We start from the raw sequence: 16,378 nt of genomic DNA, 5'->3' as shown, positions 1-16,378 counted from the left end.
ATATATTGCAGTTTAGTAAAATTGCGAACTAAAAAATAAAAGATGAAAAAGATATTCATCACATTAGCTGTTATCCTGGTTACTACCTGTGCTGTAAACGCGCAACGGTATTGTGTGATAGACACGAAGTATATACTGGAAAGTATCCCCGATTATAAGGATGCGCAGAAGAAACTGGATGCTATTGCAGAACAGTGGCAGAAGGAGATCGATGCAAAGTTCCAGGATATAGATAAGATGTATAAAGCTTATCAGGCAGAGCAGGTAATGCTCACCGAAGAGCTGAAACAGAAAAGAGAAGAAGAGATCGTGAATAAAGAGAAAGAGGCGAAAGAACTGCAGCGTAAACGTTTTGGCTATGAGGGAGACCTTTTCAAGAAAAGAGAGGAGTTAATTAAACCAATACAAGACAAGATCTATAACGCGGTGCAGAAACTCGCTGCCAGCAGAATGTATGATTTCGTACTGGATAAATCCGGCGGGATCACGGTGATCTTCTCAGATCCCAAGCTGGATAAAAGCGAGGATATCCTCACATCGCTGGGTGTTAAGAAACAGTAAACCATTTTTTAACCAATAAGATTTAAATATTTTTTAAACACAGACAACATCATGAAGAAGTTCGTAATTATTGCTTTTGTGGCTGTTTCCGGGTTATTTAGCGTGAATGCAATGGCACAATCTAAGATAGCACACATCAACACGCAGGCATTACTGGATGCTATGCCCGAAACCAAGACCGCTCAGACCACCCTGCAGACCTATGCTGCATCCCTGGAAACCGACGGTAAAGGACTGGTAGACGAGTACACCAAGAAAATGAAGGAATTTGATGAGAAAGCTGCCAGCATGACTGACAACATGAAAGAAATCAAAGGAAAAGAGATCCAGGATATTCAGAAACGTATCGAAGAGTACCGCAGCGCTGCTGATCAGAAGATCGATGCAAAACGCCAGGAAGTACTGAAACCCATCTACGATAAAGCCCGTAAAGCCATCGAAGATGTAGCCAAAGAAAAAGGTTACGGTTATGTACTGGATAGCTCTGTTGGCGTACTGCTGGTATCTCCTGCTGGTGATGACCTGCTGCCTACAGTTAAAACCAAACTGGGCCTTAAATAATTGATAAATAGACCAGGAAAGCCTGTCCATCTACCCGGCGGACAGGCTTTTTCCTTTTCGGGAATGCCAGGGAATATTTGCAGTGGCTACAAACATTTTACAAACATTTGTATTGTTTTTAAAAAAACACTACCTTTGCCTTCCATTTTGAAAACAGGATATCCGTCTATGGCGGATTTAGTATAGTACAGGTAAAACAAATAATTAGAAATGAAACGTACTTTTCAACCGCATAACAGGCGCAGAAAGAGCGTCCATGGCTTCAGAAAGAGAATGGAAACTGCTAACGGCCGTAAAGTATTGGCTTCCCGCAGGGCAAAGGGTCGTAAGAAGCTGACGGTATCCGACGAGCGGAAACTGAAATAAGATCGTAAAACTATTTGCGCTATAAAGACTTATTCTTTTACAAAAGAAGAAAGGTTAAAAAGCAGGAAACTGATTGAAACGCTTTTTCGTGACGGAAAAGCGTTTTCTGTTTTTCCATACCGCGTGATCTATATGCCGGTACAGCTGCCTGTGGACAAATACCCCGTGCAGGTAGGCTTTAGCGCCGGATCCCGCCACTTTCCCCGTGCCGTAGACCGTAACCGCGTAAAACGCCTGGGCCGCGAAGCCTGGCGCCTCCAGAAGCATACCCTCTATGACCATCTCCGCCAGCAATCCCGGCAGATGGTCGTCTTCCTTATCTATACCGACAAAAAAATAGCCCCTTTTCCTACACTCCACCGCAAAATTTCGGTAATTTTAGAACGTTTGAAAGAGCTCAAGTGAAAAGACCGTCTGTTTTAGTGTGGCTGGGTTATCCGTTTATAGCCTTGATCAGGATCTACCAATGGCTTATTTCGCCCTTATTAGGTGCTAAATGCCGCTATACACCCTCCTGCTCTCAATATGGCATCACTGCCTTCAAAAAGTACGGCATCTTCAAAGGAGGCTATCTTACCGTAAAAAGGATACTTTCCTGCCATCCATGGGGCGGCCACGGTTATGATCCGGTGCCTTAACAAATAAAAAGTTAAAAGTAAGAAAGTAGAAACCGGATCACCGGATAGTTGACTACTTTTACTCTTAACACCGGTACTTTTCCTGGTTTTTTCTTTTTTCTTTTTTACTTTTTACTTTACTATGCGAAAGATCCGCAATATCAAGATAAAACTACTGCTGGCTGCCATCCTGCTGGGCGCTGGTATCTATGCCTTCAATGAAAGCGATAAATACTTCCAGATCGCCAAGAACCTGGATATTTTCGCCGCCTTCTACCGCGAGCTGAACACCTACTATGTAGACGATCTCTCACCGGAGAAAGTGATGCACAAAGGCATTGAAGCCATGCTGGAAGAAACCGATCCCTACACCGATTTTGTGCCCGAAGAGAACCTGGACGACCTGAAGTTCATGGCCACCGGTAAATACGGCGGGGTAGGCGCCTCCATCAACACCAGCGGAGATACCACCGTGATCACAGACGTATACGAAGGTAGTCCCATGCACAAAGCCGGCATTAAGCCCGGCGATATCCTCGTTTCTCTGGACGGCAAGCCCACCCGTGGCATGGACCAGGAAGAGATCAGCCGCCTCCTCAAGGGCGTGCCCGGCACCTCGCTCGATATGGTGTTGCAAAACCCCCATAACGGCGCTCAAACCACTAAGAAGATCACCCGCGAAGAAATAAACGTAAGGCCTGTCAGCTACGCCGGACTTGTAGGCAAGGATGTAGGCTACATCAAGATGGTGCAGTTTACGGAGAACAGCGGCGCCCAGGTACAGATCGCCTTTGAGCAGCTGAAAAAGGAACATCCCGGTCTCAAAGGAGTGATACTGGATCTCCGCGGCAACCCCGGCGGCCTGCTGGACGAAGCCGTAGCAGTATCCAACATCTTCATAGATAAGAACAAGCTGGTGGTAAGTACCAAAGGGAAAGTGAAGAACTGGGACCGTGAATACCGGACCGAACAACCGGCCGTGGATGTGAACATTCCCCTGGTGGTGCTCACCAACCGCTCTTCTGCCTCCGCTTCAGAAATAGTGGCCGGCGCCGTACAGGATCTTGACCGCGGCCTCGTGGTTGGACAGCGCTCCTTCGGTAAAGGATTGGTGCAAACCACCCGGCCCCTGCCTTATAACGCTAAGCTGAAAGTAACCACCGCCAAATACTACACACCCAGCGGCCGCTGTATACAGGCTATCGACTACTCCCACCGTAACCAGGAAGGAGAAGTGGATTATGTGCCTGATTCCCTGCGCCGCTCGTTTAACACAATAGCCGGCCGTAAAGTGAAAGATGGCGGCGGCATAGAGCCGGATGCCCAGGTAGATCCCGTTTTCCTGAGCCAGGTGGCCATCACCCTGTTGCGCAGGCAATACATTTTTGACTACGCTACGGAATATTATTACGCACATCCTACAATAGCTGCTGCAGGTGCTTTCTCCCTCAGCGACGACGATTTTGAGAACTTTGTGCGCTACCTCGACGGTAAGGACTACAGTTATAAAACACATAGCGAAGAAGCGCTGGAAAGCTTTGAATCCACTGCCCGCAAAGAGAAATACTATGATGCGGTAGCCAAAGAATTCGAAGCCCTGCAGCAAAAGATGAAGCACGACAAAAAGCAGGACCTGCTGAAGAATAAAGCAGAGATCAAACGCCTGCTGGAAGAAGAGATCGTAAACCGTTACTATTTACAGAAAGGACGTATAGAAAGATCATTAGCATGGGACAATGAGGTGACTGAAGCAGTAAGCCTGCTGCATGCACCCGCAAAGTACCAGCAGTTATTGAAATAAAAGTTACTAGTTGTCAGTTGTCAGTTGTCAGTCGTTAGTCGTTAGTCGTCAGTCGTAAGTCGTAAGTGATTGAAGTAATTACAATCTTCGCTCAGATCACTGACAACTGACAACTGATAACTTACGACTAACGACTGACGACTGACAACTGACAACTTAATTCCACTGTTAATTGAAAGATAACATAACGGCTGTAGCATAATTGATAATTTTACGCTTTCCGCCCACAGCATGAACGAGCATCAACACATAGATCTTGCCATCTGGGAGGCCTGTAAGGAAGGGGACAAAAATGCCTACGCGCATATCTATAAGCTGTACTATCCCGGGCTGTTTAATTATGGTTGCAAGTTTACTACGGATGCTGCCCTTGTAGAGGACAGCATACAGGAGATCTTTGTGCGCTTCTGGTGCAACCGCGAAAAGCTGGGCGCCGTAAGAGAGCTCAGAAGCTACCTGTTCGTTTCCTTCCGTCATTACCTGCTCAAATTACTTGCACAATACAGGAAGACCCAGGTGGATGTATCCGGCACAGACGATTACGCCTTTGAGCTGGAAATATCCGCCGAACAGCAACGCATGAACGCTGAAGAACAGCAGCAGCAAATGCATATGCTGACAAGCGCCATGCGCCGTTTAACGCCCCGGCAGAAAGAAGCCGTGTTCTTCCGTTTTTACGAGAACATGAGCTATGAAGAGATCGCAGGGATCCTTAATATCTCCGTAAAAGCCACCTATAAACTGGTAGCCCGCGCCATTATCATGCTGCGCGATGCCTATCATACCGAGCCCCTCATGAAGGCATTACTTACCGTTACCCCGCTGGCAGTGGCTTTGGGCAGCATGCAATTATCTGTGATGATCTGCTCCCAGCAACTTCCCCATTCGCTCTGACTGACAACTGACAACTGCCAGCTAAAAAATTTTTTTCCTCCCGTGGGGTAAAATCCGTCTTCCCAGACTCCTCCTTTTGTAACCAGACGAAATGGAGCATCAAAAAGAGTACGAGCATTATAACATTGAAGACTTTATTGCCGACGATTATTTCCTGCAATGGGTAAAGTTTCCCGATGCTGCCACAGAAGCTTTCTGGCAGCGCTGGATAGCGGCCCATCCGCACAAGCGGCAACAGGTAGAAGCTGCCCGCGCATTTATCCTGCACCTCCGCTTTAAAGAAATGCGTCCTGCAGCGGCCGCCGTAGATGCTGCGCTGGAGCGCAACCTGGCCCTGATAGACAGCCTGGAGAAAGTGCAGCAGCAACCGCTTATCCGCCGCAGGAACGTCAGCAGGGTATGGCGCTGGGCCGCCGCTGCCGCAGTAACAGGCCTGGTAACACTGGCAGCGCTCCAGTTCCTGCAAAAGAAGCAGGACCGCCTGGTAGCATACACTGGCTTTACTGATGGTGTACGCAGCGTGCAGCTGCCAGACAGTTCTGAAGTGATCCTGAACGCAAATGCTTCCATTTCGTTCAGCCAGGACTGGAAACATAGCAGCCAGCGTGAAGTATGGCTCAAAGGCGAAGCATTCTTTGATGTAAAACACGCGCCTGCACATCCTTTCATCGTGCACAGCGCTAATATGGATATTGATGTACTGGGCACCTCCTTTAACGTAAAAGAAGGAGCGGCATATACCAACGTTACGCTGAACACCGGTAAGATCAAGGTGCGTTTCAGCGATCTGCCCGAAAAGCCGTTCTATCTCGCTCCCGGAGATTTTGTACAATACTCCGCCCGGAACAATAAGATCACTAAGAAGCGTGTGAACGCTGACCTATATGCTGTATGGAAAGAGGAAGGAAGGCAACTGAAAAATGTAACACTGAAGGAGATCGCGGTATACATAGAAGACATCTATGGATACCATGTGCAGATCAGCAGCAGCCGTCTGGCAGCAGAAAAGCTGTCAGGCGGCCTGCGTGTGAAAGATGAAAAGCTGCTGCTGGAAACTTTGGCATTTGCGCTTGATCTTCAGATAGACAAGAAAGCCGATACACTTTTGATTCAACCAAAACGTAAGTAATAAAACTCCGGGAATATGCTGACAATTGTACCTTCAAAAACGGTAGGCAGAAGCGCATTGCTATTTGCTGCCTGCCTGGTAGGGTCGTCCCTTTACGCACAGGATTTCGCTGCCTCGAGCGCGGCGGTGAACAGTGTGTATACTTACCAGGCCCAAACCAAACAGCTGCAAACTTTGGGAGAGATACTGCAGCAGATAGAAAAACAACATGATGTAAGCTTTATCTGCAGATCAGAATTGCTGGAGATGAAGATCAACACCGGTAAAGAAGATTTCAGGGAGAAAGCATTCGTGCGTTCCCTGGTGGCAGTGATCAAACCTTATGGCCTTGACCTTAAGCAGATCACTGACCAGCAGTTCGCGATCTCTGCTGCGAAGGAAGAAGAGGAGCGCCGGGGCCAAAACGGCGATAACATGGAGCCGCTCTCTGCATATGGCCGGCAGATCAGCATGGTAAACGGTGTTGCGCTTGATGTTCGCAACTGGGGCGCTATCCGCATGCAGCGTATAAGCGGCACTGTTAGAGGCGCCGGTAACCAGCTGCTGCCCGGTGTAACGGTAACGGTAAAAGGCACCGGCAATGGTACGGTTACCAATGCCGACGGCCGCTTCGAGATCAATGTGCCCGGCAACAGTGCCATACTGGTATTCTCCTATGTAGGCTACCTCTCAAAGGAAATACCCGTGGGCGACCAGGCGCAGCTGGATGTTGTGCTGAACGAAGACACCCGCCAGCTCAACCAGGTAGTGGTAGTAGGTTTCGGTACGCAAAAGAAAGTGAACCTTACCGGTGCAGTAGCTCAGGTAGGAGAGAAGGAATTGGCAGGCCGCCCTGTTACTTCTATGTCTACCGCACTGCAGGGGCTTCTGCCCGGCCTTGCAGCTGTCAGTGCCACCGGTTTCCCTGGAGATAACAAAACCACTTTGCGTGTACGCGGTACAGGTACCACCAACAATTCCAATCCATTCATACTCATAGATGGTATCCCCGGTGATATCAACTTCCTCAACCCAACGGATATTGAAAGCGTGTCTGTGCTGAAAGATGCCGCCAGCGCCGCTATCTATGGTTCCCGCGCTGCCAACGGTGTAATATTGGTCACCACCAAAAGAGGTAAGCAAAACCAAAAACCTACCGTTTCTTATAATGGTTATTACGGGTTTCAGAAACCCTACGCATTGCCTAAAATGGTTGGTTCCGCGGAATATATGGAAATGCTGAACGAGGCGCAGCGTAACGTGAACCTGCCTGAAACTTATACAGCAGAAGACATTCAGAAAGCAAAAGACGGTACGGATCCCGATTACTTCGCTAACACCAACTGGCCCAAAGCCCTATTCAAAAGCACAGCGCCCCAGCAGGAGCACAACCTGAGCGTAAGCGGCGGTACACAGGATGTAACCTATTACCTGTCTTACGGCCGCCAGGACCAGGAAGGCCTGGTAGAAGGTGATCAGTACAAGTTCTGGAGAAATAACGTGAGGGCCCGGCTCAACGCCATCCGTTTGTTCGATTTCATTGACATTGATGGCAACCTGGGATATATAGACCGTATGCAGAACCAGCCCGCAGGCGGTACAGACGGCGACCAGGGGCCTATTTATACTGCTCTCACCATGTCTCCCCTCAACCCCGTGAAGTTTACCAATGGTAAATGGGGTTACGGCGGTGGTTCCAGCAACCCGCTGGCCATTGCTACAGATGGCGGATATAATAACTTCCGCTCACAGGAAGTAACAGGCAACGTATCTGCCAAGGTGCACATCTGGAAGAACCTGGATTTTACAGGCCAGTACGGCACTAATGTTATTAACCAACGCCGTTCCACTTTCAGCCGTAAAATAGATTATTACTACCCGGACAGCGGCGATTTCTGGTATTCCAACGCCACCAGCAACAGCCTTGAAATGCGCGACTATACCAGCCGCCTGCAAAATATCTCCGGTGTGCTTAACTATTCTTTCTCTTTGCAAAAGCATAACATCAAATTGCTGGGAGGTTATCAGCAGGAAACTTATCGCTACGAATCATGGGCTGCCAGCAAACAGAATTTCCCGAGTGATGATGTGCCCATCTTCAACCTGGGCTCTGATAATCCTAATGCCACCGGCGATGCTTATCAGTACGCGCTGCGTTCCTGGTTCGGCCGTATCAACTATGATTATAATGAAAAATACCTGCTGGAACTGAACATGCGTTACGATGGTTCCTCCAGGTATGCATCAAACCTGCGTTATGGCACTTTCCCATGTGCTTCAGCAGGCTGGCGTTTCAGCCGAGAGAGCTTCATTAAGGACAACAGCGCTTTCCGCTGGTTAAATGAAGGTAAGCTGCGCGCTTCCTATGGCAGCCTGGGTAACCAGTATGGCGCAGATGCCGATAACTCTTATGCAGAATGGTATCCCTATATGGATGTGCTCACCGGTGTTGGCACCATGCCCATCGGCAACATTCTGACCAGGGGCGTGGCGCAGATCACACTGGCGAACCCCTTGCTCCGCTGGGAGAAGATGAACATGCTCAACTTCGGTATCGACCTGGCTTTCCTGAATAACCGGCTCACCTTCACCGGCGACTGGTTCGACAAGCGCACCAAGGATATCCAGATGAAAAAGCCCATGCCCGACATACTCGGTTTGCAGGTACCTGATCAGAACATTGGCGAAGTATCCAACAAAGGATGGGAAGTAAGCCTGGGATGGGCAGACCAGATCAATGATGTTACCTACGGTTTTACCGCGCAACTTTCTGATGTGCGCAACAAAGTGGTGAATCTTGGTGGCGCCCCTCCCGTGCTCGATAACAGGATCCTCCAGGTAGGCTATCCTATCAACGCTTTCTATGGGTACAGAACAGACGGCCTGGCACAGGAAGCCGACTTCACCAAAGATGCCTCCGGTAAGTACATCCCCAATTTTGCCATTTTTGACGCTGATAAAGGCAAGGTGGCCCCCGGTGATATCAAGTATCGCGACCTTAACGGAGATGGCAAAATAACGGCTGATAAAGACCGGGAAGTAATAGGCGATGCCTTCCCCCGCTATACTTATTCACTGAGAGGTAACCTGGGCTGGAAGAATTTTGATTTCTCCTTCTTCCTGCAGGGTGTGGGTAAAGGCAATGGCTACATCAGCAGCATCGGCATCCACACCTTCCAGGCTTTCGGTTCCTACCCGCAGGAAGTGCACCGTGATCACTGGACGCCCGAGAACACAGACGCCTGGTACCCGCGCTTCACTTACCTCGATACCCGCAACACCACTGCGCGCCAGTCTGATTACTGGCTGCAGAACGCCGCTTATCTCCGCCTGAAAAATATTCAGCTGGGTTATACGCTGCCTGCACGCTGGACAGAGAAACTGCGTATCCAGCGCTTAAGAGCATACATCTCTGCAGACAACCTGTTCACCAAAACAGATTTCTTCTACGCCTATGATCCTGAAACAGTGACCAGCAGCGGAGGTGAATATCCGCAGGTGAAAACATTTGTATTTGGTCTCAACATTAACTTTAAATGATCAAGCCATGCAGCAAAAGCAAATATTCCGTTCTATTCGTGCCCTCATATGGGGAGGCCTGATCGCATGGGGCCTGTCTGGCTGTTCAAAGAATTTCCTGGACCGCAGCGCGCTGGATGCCATTCCAAGCGAAGAGTTCTGGAAGTCTGAACAGCAGCTGAAACTGGCGGCCAATGCCTGCTACGATTTCCTGAAAGGAAAGAATGTGGTGGATATGGAGAACCTGGGGGATAATACCATTTATCCGCCCATGTCTGATTACCTGAACATCTCCACCGGTAATTTTGATTTTACCGTAGGAACGGTCAACAACGAGTGGGTAAACCAGTTCAAAGGCATCCGCCGTTGCAATCACTTCCTCGAGAATTATAAGAAAGCACAAGGCATACAGGAAGCCAAGCTGAAACAGTATGCAGGCGAAACCCGTTTCCTGCGCGCCTTCCTGTATAGCTATCTCAGCTTTTTCTATGGAGACGTGCCGCTTGTAACCAACACTATAAGCATTGGCGATGATGATATTGTGTATGGTCCGCGTACACCCCGTGCACAGGTAGTAGACTTTATCCTGCAGCAGCTCGATTCTGCCGCAGCAGAGCTGCCTGTTAGCTATGGCGCTGCAGACCTGGGCCGCATTACCAAAGGCGCCGCATTGGGCTGGAAATCAAGAGTAGCGCTGTTCTATGGCAGGTATGATGTAGCAGAAGCTGCCGCCAAAGCAGTGATGGACCTCGGCGCATACCGTCTCTATTATGCTGCTGACAGTATCAATAGTTATAACGAGCTGTTCACACAAAAAGGTAAACTGGCCGCTGGCGCTAATAAAGAAACGATGCTGGCCCGCCTCTATCTCATCGATGTATCCATGCATAACATGAGCCGTGAGGCACAGGTGCCCGATCAGACCGCGCGTTTCAATCCTACCAAATCACTGATGGATGCCTATCTCTGTACAGATGGCATGCCTATAGAAAAATCACCGCTCTACAATGAAGGCGCACAAACCGCCTATGGAGATGTGTTTAAAAACCGCGACCCGCGCATGTCACAGACCGTGCTTGCGCCCGGCAGCGTATGGGGTGGTAAGGATGATGGTGATAAGGACGCCAATCCTTCAGACACTTTCAACCTGCCCAAGTTCAACTCGGATAAGAAGGGCTGTGTAACCGCCACCGGTTTCTATTTCACCAAATACGTGCAGGTATCGGCTGTTGCCACCTACAATAAGGATCCAAACGATATCCATATCATGCGCTACGCGGAAGTGCTGCTCAATTATGCAGAGGCCCGCGAAATGCAGGGCAAGCTAACACAGGCAGATCTCGATATGAGCATCAACCTGCTGCGTAAACGCGCCAACATGCATCCCATGGTGATCACCGAGCTCAATGCCTGGGGTATGAACGTACGCGATGAGATCCGCCGGGAACGCCGTGTCGAGCTGGCCCTGGAAGGGCAGCGCTATTTCGATATCCTGCGCTGGAAGCAGGGCAGCCTGCTGGCTGCTGATGTAAAAGGCATGAAGAAAGCTTTTGTGCCCAGCTATATGCAGCAGTATGTGGCCAGCGTACCTGTAGATGCGCAGGGATATATGATCGTGAACTCCGGCAGGAGATTCGTTGATCCGAAGAATTATCTCTGGCCCATTCCTTTAACACAGTATCAGCGTAACCCTAACCTGGGCCAGAACCCGGGATGGGAATAAATAAAACGTTTGAAGTTTGAGGTTTGAAGTTGAGGTTCAAAGCATGTATGCTCAGTATATATGCTTTGAACCTTTCACCTCCAACCAGCTTCAAACCTCCAACTTCAAACTTCAAACCTTGTTTATGAAATATCTACCGCTGCTCATCTTCCTGTTCGCCTGCAGCACCAACAGGTCGGCAACAGGAACGGAAACCGCTCATGCAGACACCATCAAAGTACTCACCTACAATATTCATCACGCCAATCCTCCATCCCGCAAGGATGTGATAGATCTCGATGCAATTGCAAAGGTCATCAACCAGCAACAGCCTCATTTCGTAGCCTTACAGGAAGTAGATGTGCACACCGGCCGCTCGGGCCGCGAGGTGCACCAGGCGGAGGCCCTGGCCGCCCGCACGGGTATGCATGCCTATTTTACTAAGGGCATTCCTTATGATGGCGGTGAATACGGTATTGCAGTATTGTCCCGCTATCCCATCCGGGAGAGCAAGGGCTATCAATTACCTTCTGTCCCCGGTTTAAAGGGAGAGCCCAGGGCCTTATGTACGGTAACCGTCACCTTACCTGGTGGCCGTAAAATAATGATGGCCAGCACCCACCTGGATGTATTGAAGCCGGATACCAACCGCCTGCTGCAGATGCGGGAGATCAGCCGTATCCTTGGATCAGCCGGTATGCCGGTGATCTTAGCCGGCGACTTTAACGCCCGTCCCGGCAGTGCCGCCATACAGGTGTTAGACAGCGCCTTTACGCGCACCTGTAACAATTGTCCTTTCACCATCCCGGTGGATCAGCCCAACCGCACCATAGACATGATCGCTTTTGCACCTGCCAAAGCCTTCCGCGTGCTGCAGCATGAGGTGATCCCCGAGCGCTATGCCTCTGATCACCTGCCAGTCATAGCCACGCTGATAGTAAAGGAATAAGGGGGCGGAAATCGGCCCCTGGCCGCAAAAGAATTATGATTTCCCGCTTTTTAATTTTAAATTACCAGCTTAGACGTTTTAATATCATCACCACGTAACCAGAACTCTAATTCCATAATTTAGAAAAGCATGCCAAAGTCTAATCAGAACTCGCGCAGGGGTTTTATCAGTAAGGTCGCCAAAGGAGTAGTAGGCGCCTCCCTGCTGCCGAATATCATTACGGCTGCCGACAGGCAACGCAGCGTGATCGAATTGCTCTCATCACGCCAGGATCAAAAGTATAGTGCCAATGATCAGATCCAGCTGGCTGTGATCGGCGCCGGTGGTATGGGCACTGCAGATACCAATACCGCGATTACCGTACCGGGCGTTAAGCTGGTAGCCGCCTGCGATCTGTATGACGGCCGTCTTGCAGACGCGAAGAAGAAATGGGGCAACGACATCTATACTACCCGCGACTACCGGGAGATCCTGGAGCGTAGCGACATCGACGCAGTGATCATCGCTACGCCAGATTTCTGGCATAAAGACATCTCTGTGGCCGCCATGAACAAGGGCAAATCCGTTTACTGCGAAAAGCCCATGGTGCACGACATCACCGAAGGCCCCGCAGTAGTAGATGCGCAGAAGAAGAACAGCAAAGTGGTGTACCAGGTAGGCAGCCAGGGCATGAGCTCTTTGGGTAATGAAAAGGCCAAACAGCTGCTGAAAGAAGGCGCTATCGGCCAGTTAAACTATGCAGAAGGCTTCTGGGCCCGTATGTCTCCATTCGGCGCCTGGCAGTACCCGATCCCTGCAGATGCTTCTCCTAAAACAGTAGGTTGGGATACCTATCTTTCCAATACCAAGAAACGTGACTTCGATCCGCTGCGTTTCTTCCGCTGGCGTAACTATCGCGATTATGGCACCGGTGTTTCCGGCGACCTGTTCGTGCACCTGTTCTCCAGCCTGCACTTTGTAACCGGTTCTGTCGGTCCAGATAAGGTGATGGCTACCGGTGGCCTCCGCTACTGGAAAGACGGCCGTGAAGTGCCCGATATCATGCTGGGTATGTTCGACTATCCTGCTACAGAAGCGCATCCTGCTTTCAACCTCTCCCTGCGTGTGAACTTTGTAGACGGTACCGGCGGTACCAACTACCTGCGCATGGTAGGCAGCGAAGGCTCTATGACGGTAGAATGGGATAAGGTAACGCTGTATCGTAACAAAGCATACGCCGCTACAGACGATCCTTTACTGCAGACCAAGAACGGTCCTGATGGCAGCAAGCCTTATGTATACGACAGGAAGCAGATGACGCCTCCTGAAAAGCTGGAATACGTAGCAGAGGAAGGATACAAAGGCGCTCACTTCGATCACTTCTACAACCTGTTCAATGCAATGCGTACCGGTGGTAAAGTATCTGAAGATGCGCTGTTCGGCTTCCGTGCCGCGGCTCCGGCCCTGCTGTGCAACGACAGCTACTTCCAGAACAAGATCATTCAATGGGATCCTCAGCAACTGAAACTTAAATAAACAAGCAACCATGATGAAGAGAACATTATTCGTACCTGCATTGTCCGTACTGCTTACTGCTGCGATGGCCTGTGGTTCGGGTACAACGTCAGAAACGGCTACCGATTCTTCAGCAACTGCGCCAGACAATACAACGGTGAACACACCGGTAGATTCTGCTGCAGCTAATACCCTGACTGCCGAAGAAGAAAGCGGCGGCTGGAAACTGTTGTTCAATGGTCGCAACCTCGACGGCTGGCGCACTTACAAGAATAAGCCTGCCGATAGCTGGACCGTAGACAGCGCCAGTGGCACCATCCACTGCCTGGGCAGCAAAACAGACAAGAGCGATAAACGTGCAGACCTGATCACCAAAGACGAGTTCGAGAACTTCGAGCTGAGTGCAGACTGGAAGCTGGCGCCGCAGGGCAACAGCGGCATCCTGTACATGGTGAACGAAGACCAGGAAGCCTCCTATAAAAGCGGTCCTGAGTACCAGCTGATCGATGATAACAACTTCCCTGAGAAGCTGGAAGACTGGCAGAAAACCGGCGCCAACTACGCCATGGGCGGTCCGCTGGTAGCAGCAGCCAAACCTATCGGCGAGTGGAACCATACCCGCATCATCGTAAACGGCAATCATGTGGAGCACTGGCTCAATGGTCAGAAAACCGCTGAATACGAGATCGGCTCTCCTGAATGGAAGAAGCTGAAAGAAACCGGAAAATGGAAAGACGCGCCTGCCTACGCAGCTAAGAAGAAAGGCCACATCTGCTTCCAGGACCATGGCAGCGAGATCTGGTTTAAGAATGTTAAGATCAAAACGCTGTAATGATCAGCTGTTGGCTTTTAGCGGTTAGCTACTAGCTAATGCAGCGGATAGATAAGAAAGGGGACTGTTTTCAAAACAGTCCCCTTTGTATTTTTTAGCTAACAGCTAAAGACTAATAGCTAGCGGCTTATTTAACCGCTGCTTCATAATTCTTGCTCACTTCATCCCAGTTCAGTGCATTCCAGAATGCCTTCAGGTACTCCGGACGACGGTTCTGGTATTTCAGGTAGTAAGCATGTTCCCAAACGTCAACGCCTAGTACGGGTGTGCCTTTTACTTCAGCAACATCCATCAGGGGATTGTCCTGGTTAGGGGTAGAAGTAACCTCCAGTTTGCCGTCTTTTACGATCAGCCATGCCCAGCCTGAACCGAAGCGGGTAGCGCCTGCAGTGTTCAGTTTTTCCTGGAAAGCTTCAAAAGAACCAAAGGTGCTTTTAATGGCATCAGCCAGTGCGCCTTTAGGTTCGCCGCCTGCGTTGGGGCCAAGGATCTTCCAGAAGAAGCTGTGGTTCCAGTGACCGCCGCCGTTGTTCCTTACAGCAGGGCTTATTTTACCAGCGTTGGCAACCAGCTCTTCCAATGATTTATTTTCATGCTCAGTGCCTGCGATCGCTTTATTCAGGTTATCTACATAAGCCTGATGGTGCTTGCCATGGTGGATCTCCATGGTAGTTTTATCAATATGCGGCTCCAGGGCGTCAGTAGCATACGGTAAGCTCGGAAGTGTAAATGCCATAACTCAGTGTTTTATTGTTAATAATAGTATGTGAAGATTACGGGTCTCAAATTTACTGCCTAATAAGGGAAATATCAAACAGTGGCAGAGTCGATGGTCCAAGGTCCATAGTATAGCGCATTGTTCTTAGCCAGTACGAAGACAAGTATAAGCAAGCCCATGCAATGGACTATGGACCATGGACAATGGACTGACCAGACCCTTGAGTTCGTTCAACAATTTAACTTGGTCATATGGGATTTTATTTTAAATTTACGGGATAAGTGTTGTAACAGGTTTTTGAGCACACCTGTCGTGTATACCGGTACGTGGCTATATTTCACTATTGTTTGTTTAAAACTGATATGTATGCCGATAGAGAACCCGGGTATGAACCCAGACCTTTCCCTCGAAACCCTGCAAAAGGAAAATCACTTGCTGACGGAACGCGTGCGGCAGCTGGAGCATATTCTCCACCATGTTCCGGCCATGCTCTACACGGCGGATACAGACCTTAGCACCGTTAGCTGGTGCAATCACCGCATGGAAGAGATCACCGGTTTCTCATTCGGTGAAATGAACAACCTGGGATTGGAATTCTTTCGTCATATCATGCATCCCGACGACTTTGAGCTGACGGGTATCGCCCGCCAGTCTTTCCGTGATAATAAGAACATCTTTGGCGGCGTAACCCGTGTACGCAGGAAAGGAGAGAATGATTGGCGCTGGCTGGTAGGCCTGGCCATACCGTTTACCCGTAACGAACAGGGAGAAGTGAAGGAAGTAATCTGCGCCCTGATGGACCTTACCCTGGCCATGGATACCCATAGCCAGCTGGCAGACGCTATGAGCGAGATGCTGCGCCGCCAGAACGAGGCCTTGCTCAGCAAGCTCACCGCCCGCGAAATAGATGTACTGACCCTCGCTGTACGAGGGCTTAACAACAAAGAGATCGCCAGCCAGTTGAGCCTTAGCCGTTATACTATAGAAACCCACCGTAAGAACATACGCCTGAAACTGAAGGTGCGCAATACTACCGAGCTCGTCGCGCTGGCCCGGAAGATCGGGTTTAATTAGGCTAAACTTATGTGGAGAAAGTCCACAAAAATACCCAAGCTTGGGTATTTTATAGCAGGATAATGTCCACTAAATTAGTGAATTGATATTTAAATAAGTACTGTAGATACGATGACAACCATGGAAAAAGCATTACTCAAACAAAGGATATAAAGATATTTAAAGCTATTGTACGATTCATT

At 49.5% G+C, this 16,378-nt stretch carries 15 protein-coding genes; 14 read left to right on the top strand and 1 reads right to left on the bottom strand.

All coding sequences use genetic code 11. The features are described 5' to 3' along the window. Positions 1 to 42 precede the first annotated feature (42 nt). From ACR9Y8_RS16000 to ACR9Y8_RS15940, 13 genes are all read left to right on the top strand, one after another. Positions 43 to 561 (top strand): OmpH/Skp family outer membrane protein, encoded by a 519-nt coding sequence (locus ACR9Y8_RS16000; RefSeq protein WP_298740298.1) that lies wholly within the window; start codon positions 43 to 45, stop codon positions 559 to 561. A 51-nt stretch (positions 562 to 612) separates the two neighbouring features. After that, complete coding sequence (locus tag ACR9Y8_RS15995) at positions 613 to 1,122, top strand: OmpH/Skp family outer membrane protein (RefSeq protein WP_481214250.1); 510 nt, start codon at positions 613 to 615, stop codon at positions 1,120 to 1,122. 210 nt (positions 1,123 to 1,332) lie between these two features. Beyond that, positions 1,333 to 1,488: a 50S ribosomal protein L34 gene (gene rpmH, locus ACR9Y8_RS15990; RefSeq protein ID WP_012788729.1), complete on the top strand. Its 156-nt coding sequence runs from the start codon at positions 1,333 to 1,335 to the stop codon at positions 1,486 to 1,488. Between the two features lie 12 nt (positions 1,489 to 1,500). Next, positions 1,501 to 1,893 carry a ribonuclease P protein component gene (locus ACR9Y8_RS15985; RefSeq protein WP_481216229.1) on the top strand — a complete coding sequence of 131 codons (393 nt, stop codon included), beginning with the start codon at positions 1,501 to 1,503 and terminating at the stop codon, positions 1,891 to 1,893. A gap of 44 nt (positions 1,894 to 1,937) precedes the next feature. Next, on the top strand, positions 1,938 to 2,126 hold the full coding sequence (gene yidD, locus ACR9Y8_RS15980; protein ID WP_481214249.1) for a membrane protein insertion efficiency factor YidD: 189 nt from the start codon (positions 1,938 to 1,940) through the stop codon (positions 2,124 to 2,126). A 121-nt stretch (positions 2,127 to 2,247) separates the two neighbouring features. After that, on the top strand, positions 2,248 to 3,906 hold the full coding sequence (locus tag ACR9Y8_RS15975) for a S41 family peptidase (protein WP_481214248.1): 1,659 nt from the start codon (positions 2,248 to 2,250) through the stop codon (positions 3,904 to 3,906). A 231-nt stretch (positions 3,907 to 4,137) separates the two neighbouring features. Beyond that, positions 4,138 to 4,800 (top strand): RNA polymerase sigma factor, encoded by a 663-nt coding sequence (locus ACR9Y8_RS15970; RefSeq protein WP_481214247.1) that lies wholly within the window; start codon positions 4,138 to 4,140, stop codon positions 4,798 to 4,800. Between the two features lie 91 nt (positions 4,801 to 4,891). Then, positions 4,892 to 5,929: a FecR family protein gene (locus tag ACR9Y8_RS15965; protein ID WP_481214246.1), complete on the top strand. Its 1,038-nt coding sequence runs from the start codon at positions 4,892 to 4,894 to the stop codon at positions 5,927 to 5,929. A gap of 15 nt (positions 5,930 to 5,944) precedes the next feature. After that, the gene (locus ACR9Y8_RS15960; protein ID WP_481214245.1) at positions 5,945 to 9,448 is read left to right on the top strand and encodes a SusC/RagA family TonB-linked outer membrane protein; all 3,504 of its coding nucleotides are present in this window, start codon (positions 5,945 to 5,947) and stop codon (positions 9,446 to 9,448) included. A 7-nt stretch (positions 9,449 to 9,455) separates the two neighbouring features. Continuing rightward, a complete protein-coding gene (locus ACR9Y8_RS15955) occupies positions 9,456 to 11,150 on the top strand; it encodes a RagB/SusD family nutrient uptake outer membrane protein (protein WP_481214244.1) in 1,695 nt (564 codons plus the stop codon). Between the two features lie 124 nt (positions 11,151 to 11,274). Then, complete coding sequence (locus ACR9Y8_RS15950; protein WP_481214243.1) at positions 11,275 to 12,078, top strand: endonuclease/exonuclease/phosphatase family protein; 804 nt, start codon at positions 11,275 to 11,277, stop codon at positions 12,076 to 12,078. A 129-nt stretch (positions 12,079 to 12,207) separates the two neighbouring features. Further along, a complete protein-coding gene (locus ACR9Y8_RS15945; RefSeq protein WP_481214242.1) occupies positions 12,208 to 13,593 on the top strand; it encodes a Gfo/Idh/MocA family protein in 1,386 nt (461 codons plus the stop codon). 10 nt (positions 13,594 to 13,603) lie between these two features. Beyond that, the gene (locus tag ACR9Y8_RS15940) at positions 13,604 to 14,404 is read left to right on the top strand and encodes a 3-keto-disaccharide hydrolase (RefSeq protein WP_481214241.1); all 801 of its coding nucleotides are present in this window, start codon (positions 13,604 to 13,606) and stop codon (positions 14,402 to 14,404) included. A gap of 127 nt (positions 14,405 to 14,531) precedes the next feature. On the opposite strand, the gene ACR9Y8_RS15935 is transcribed toward ACR9Y8_RS15940, so the two are convergent. Continuing rightward, positions 14,532 to 15,140, bottom strand: a complete 609-nt coding sequence (locus ACR9Y8_RS15935; protein ID WP_481214240.1) for a superoxide dismutase — start codon at positions 15,138 to 15,140, stop codon at positions 14,532 to 14,534. A 348-nt stretch (positions 15,141 to 15,488) separates the two neighbouring features. Here ACR9Y8_RS15935 and ACR9Y8_RS15930 point away from each other — a divergent pair, with 348 nt between their 5' ends. Further along, a complete protein-coding gene (locus tag ACR9Y8_RS15930) occupies positions 15,489 to 16,196 on the top strand; it encodes a LuxR C-terminal-related transcriptional regulator (RefSeq protein ID WP_481214239.1) in 708 nt (235 codons plus the stop codon). Positions 16,197 to 16,378 lie beyond the last annotated feature (182 nt).

The organism is Chitinophaga sp. SVR4-12A (genome assembly GCF_056754765.1).
The sequence above is the reverse complement of the archived record's forward strand: the minus strand, read 5'-3'. Positions and strand labels throughout refer to the sequence as shown.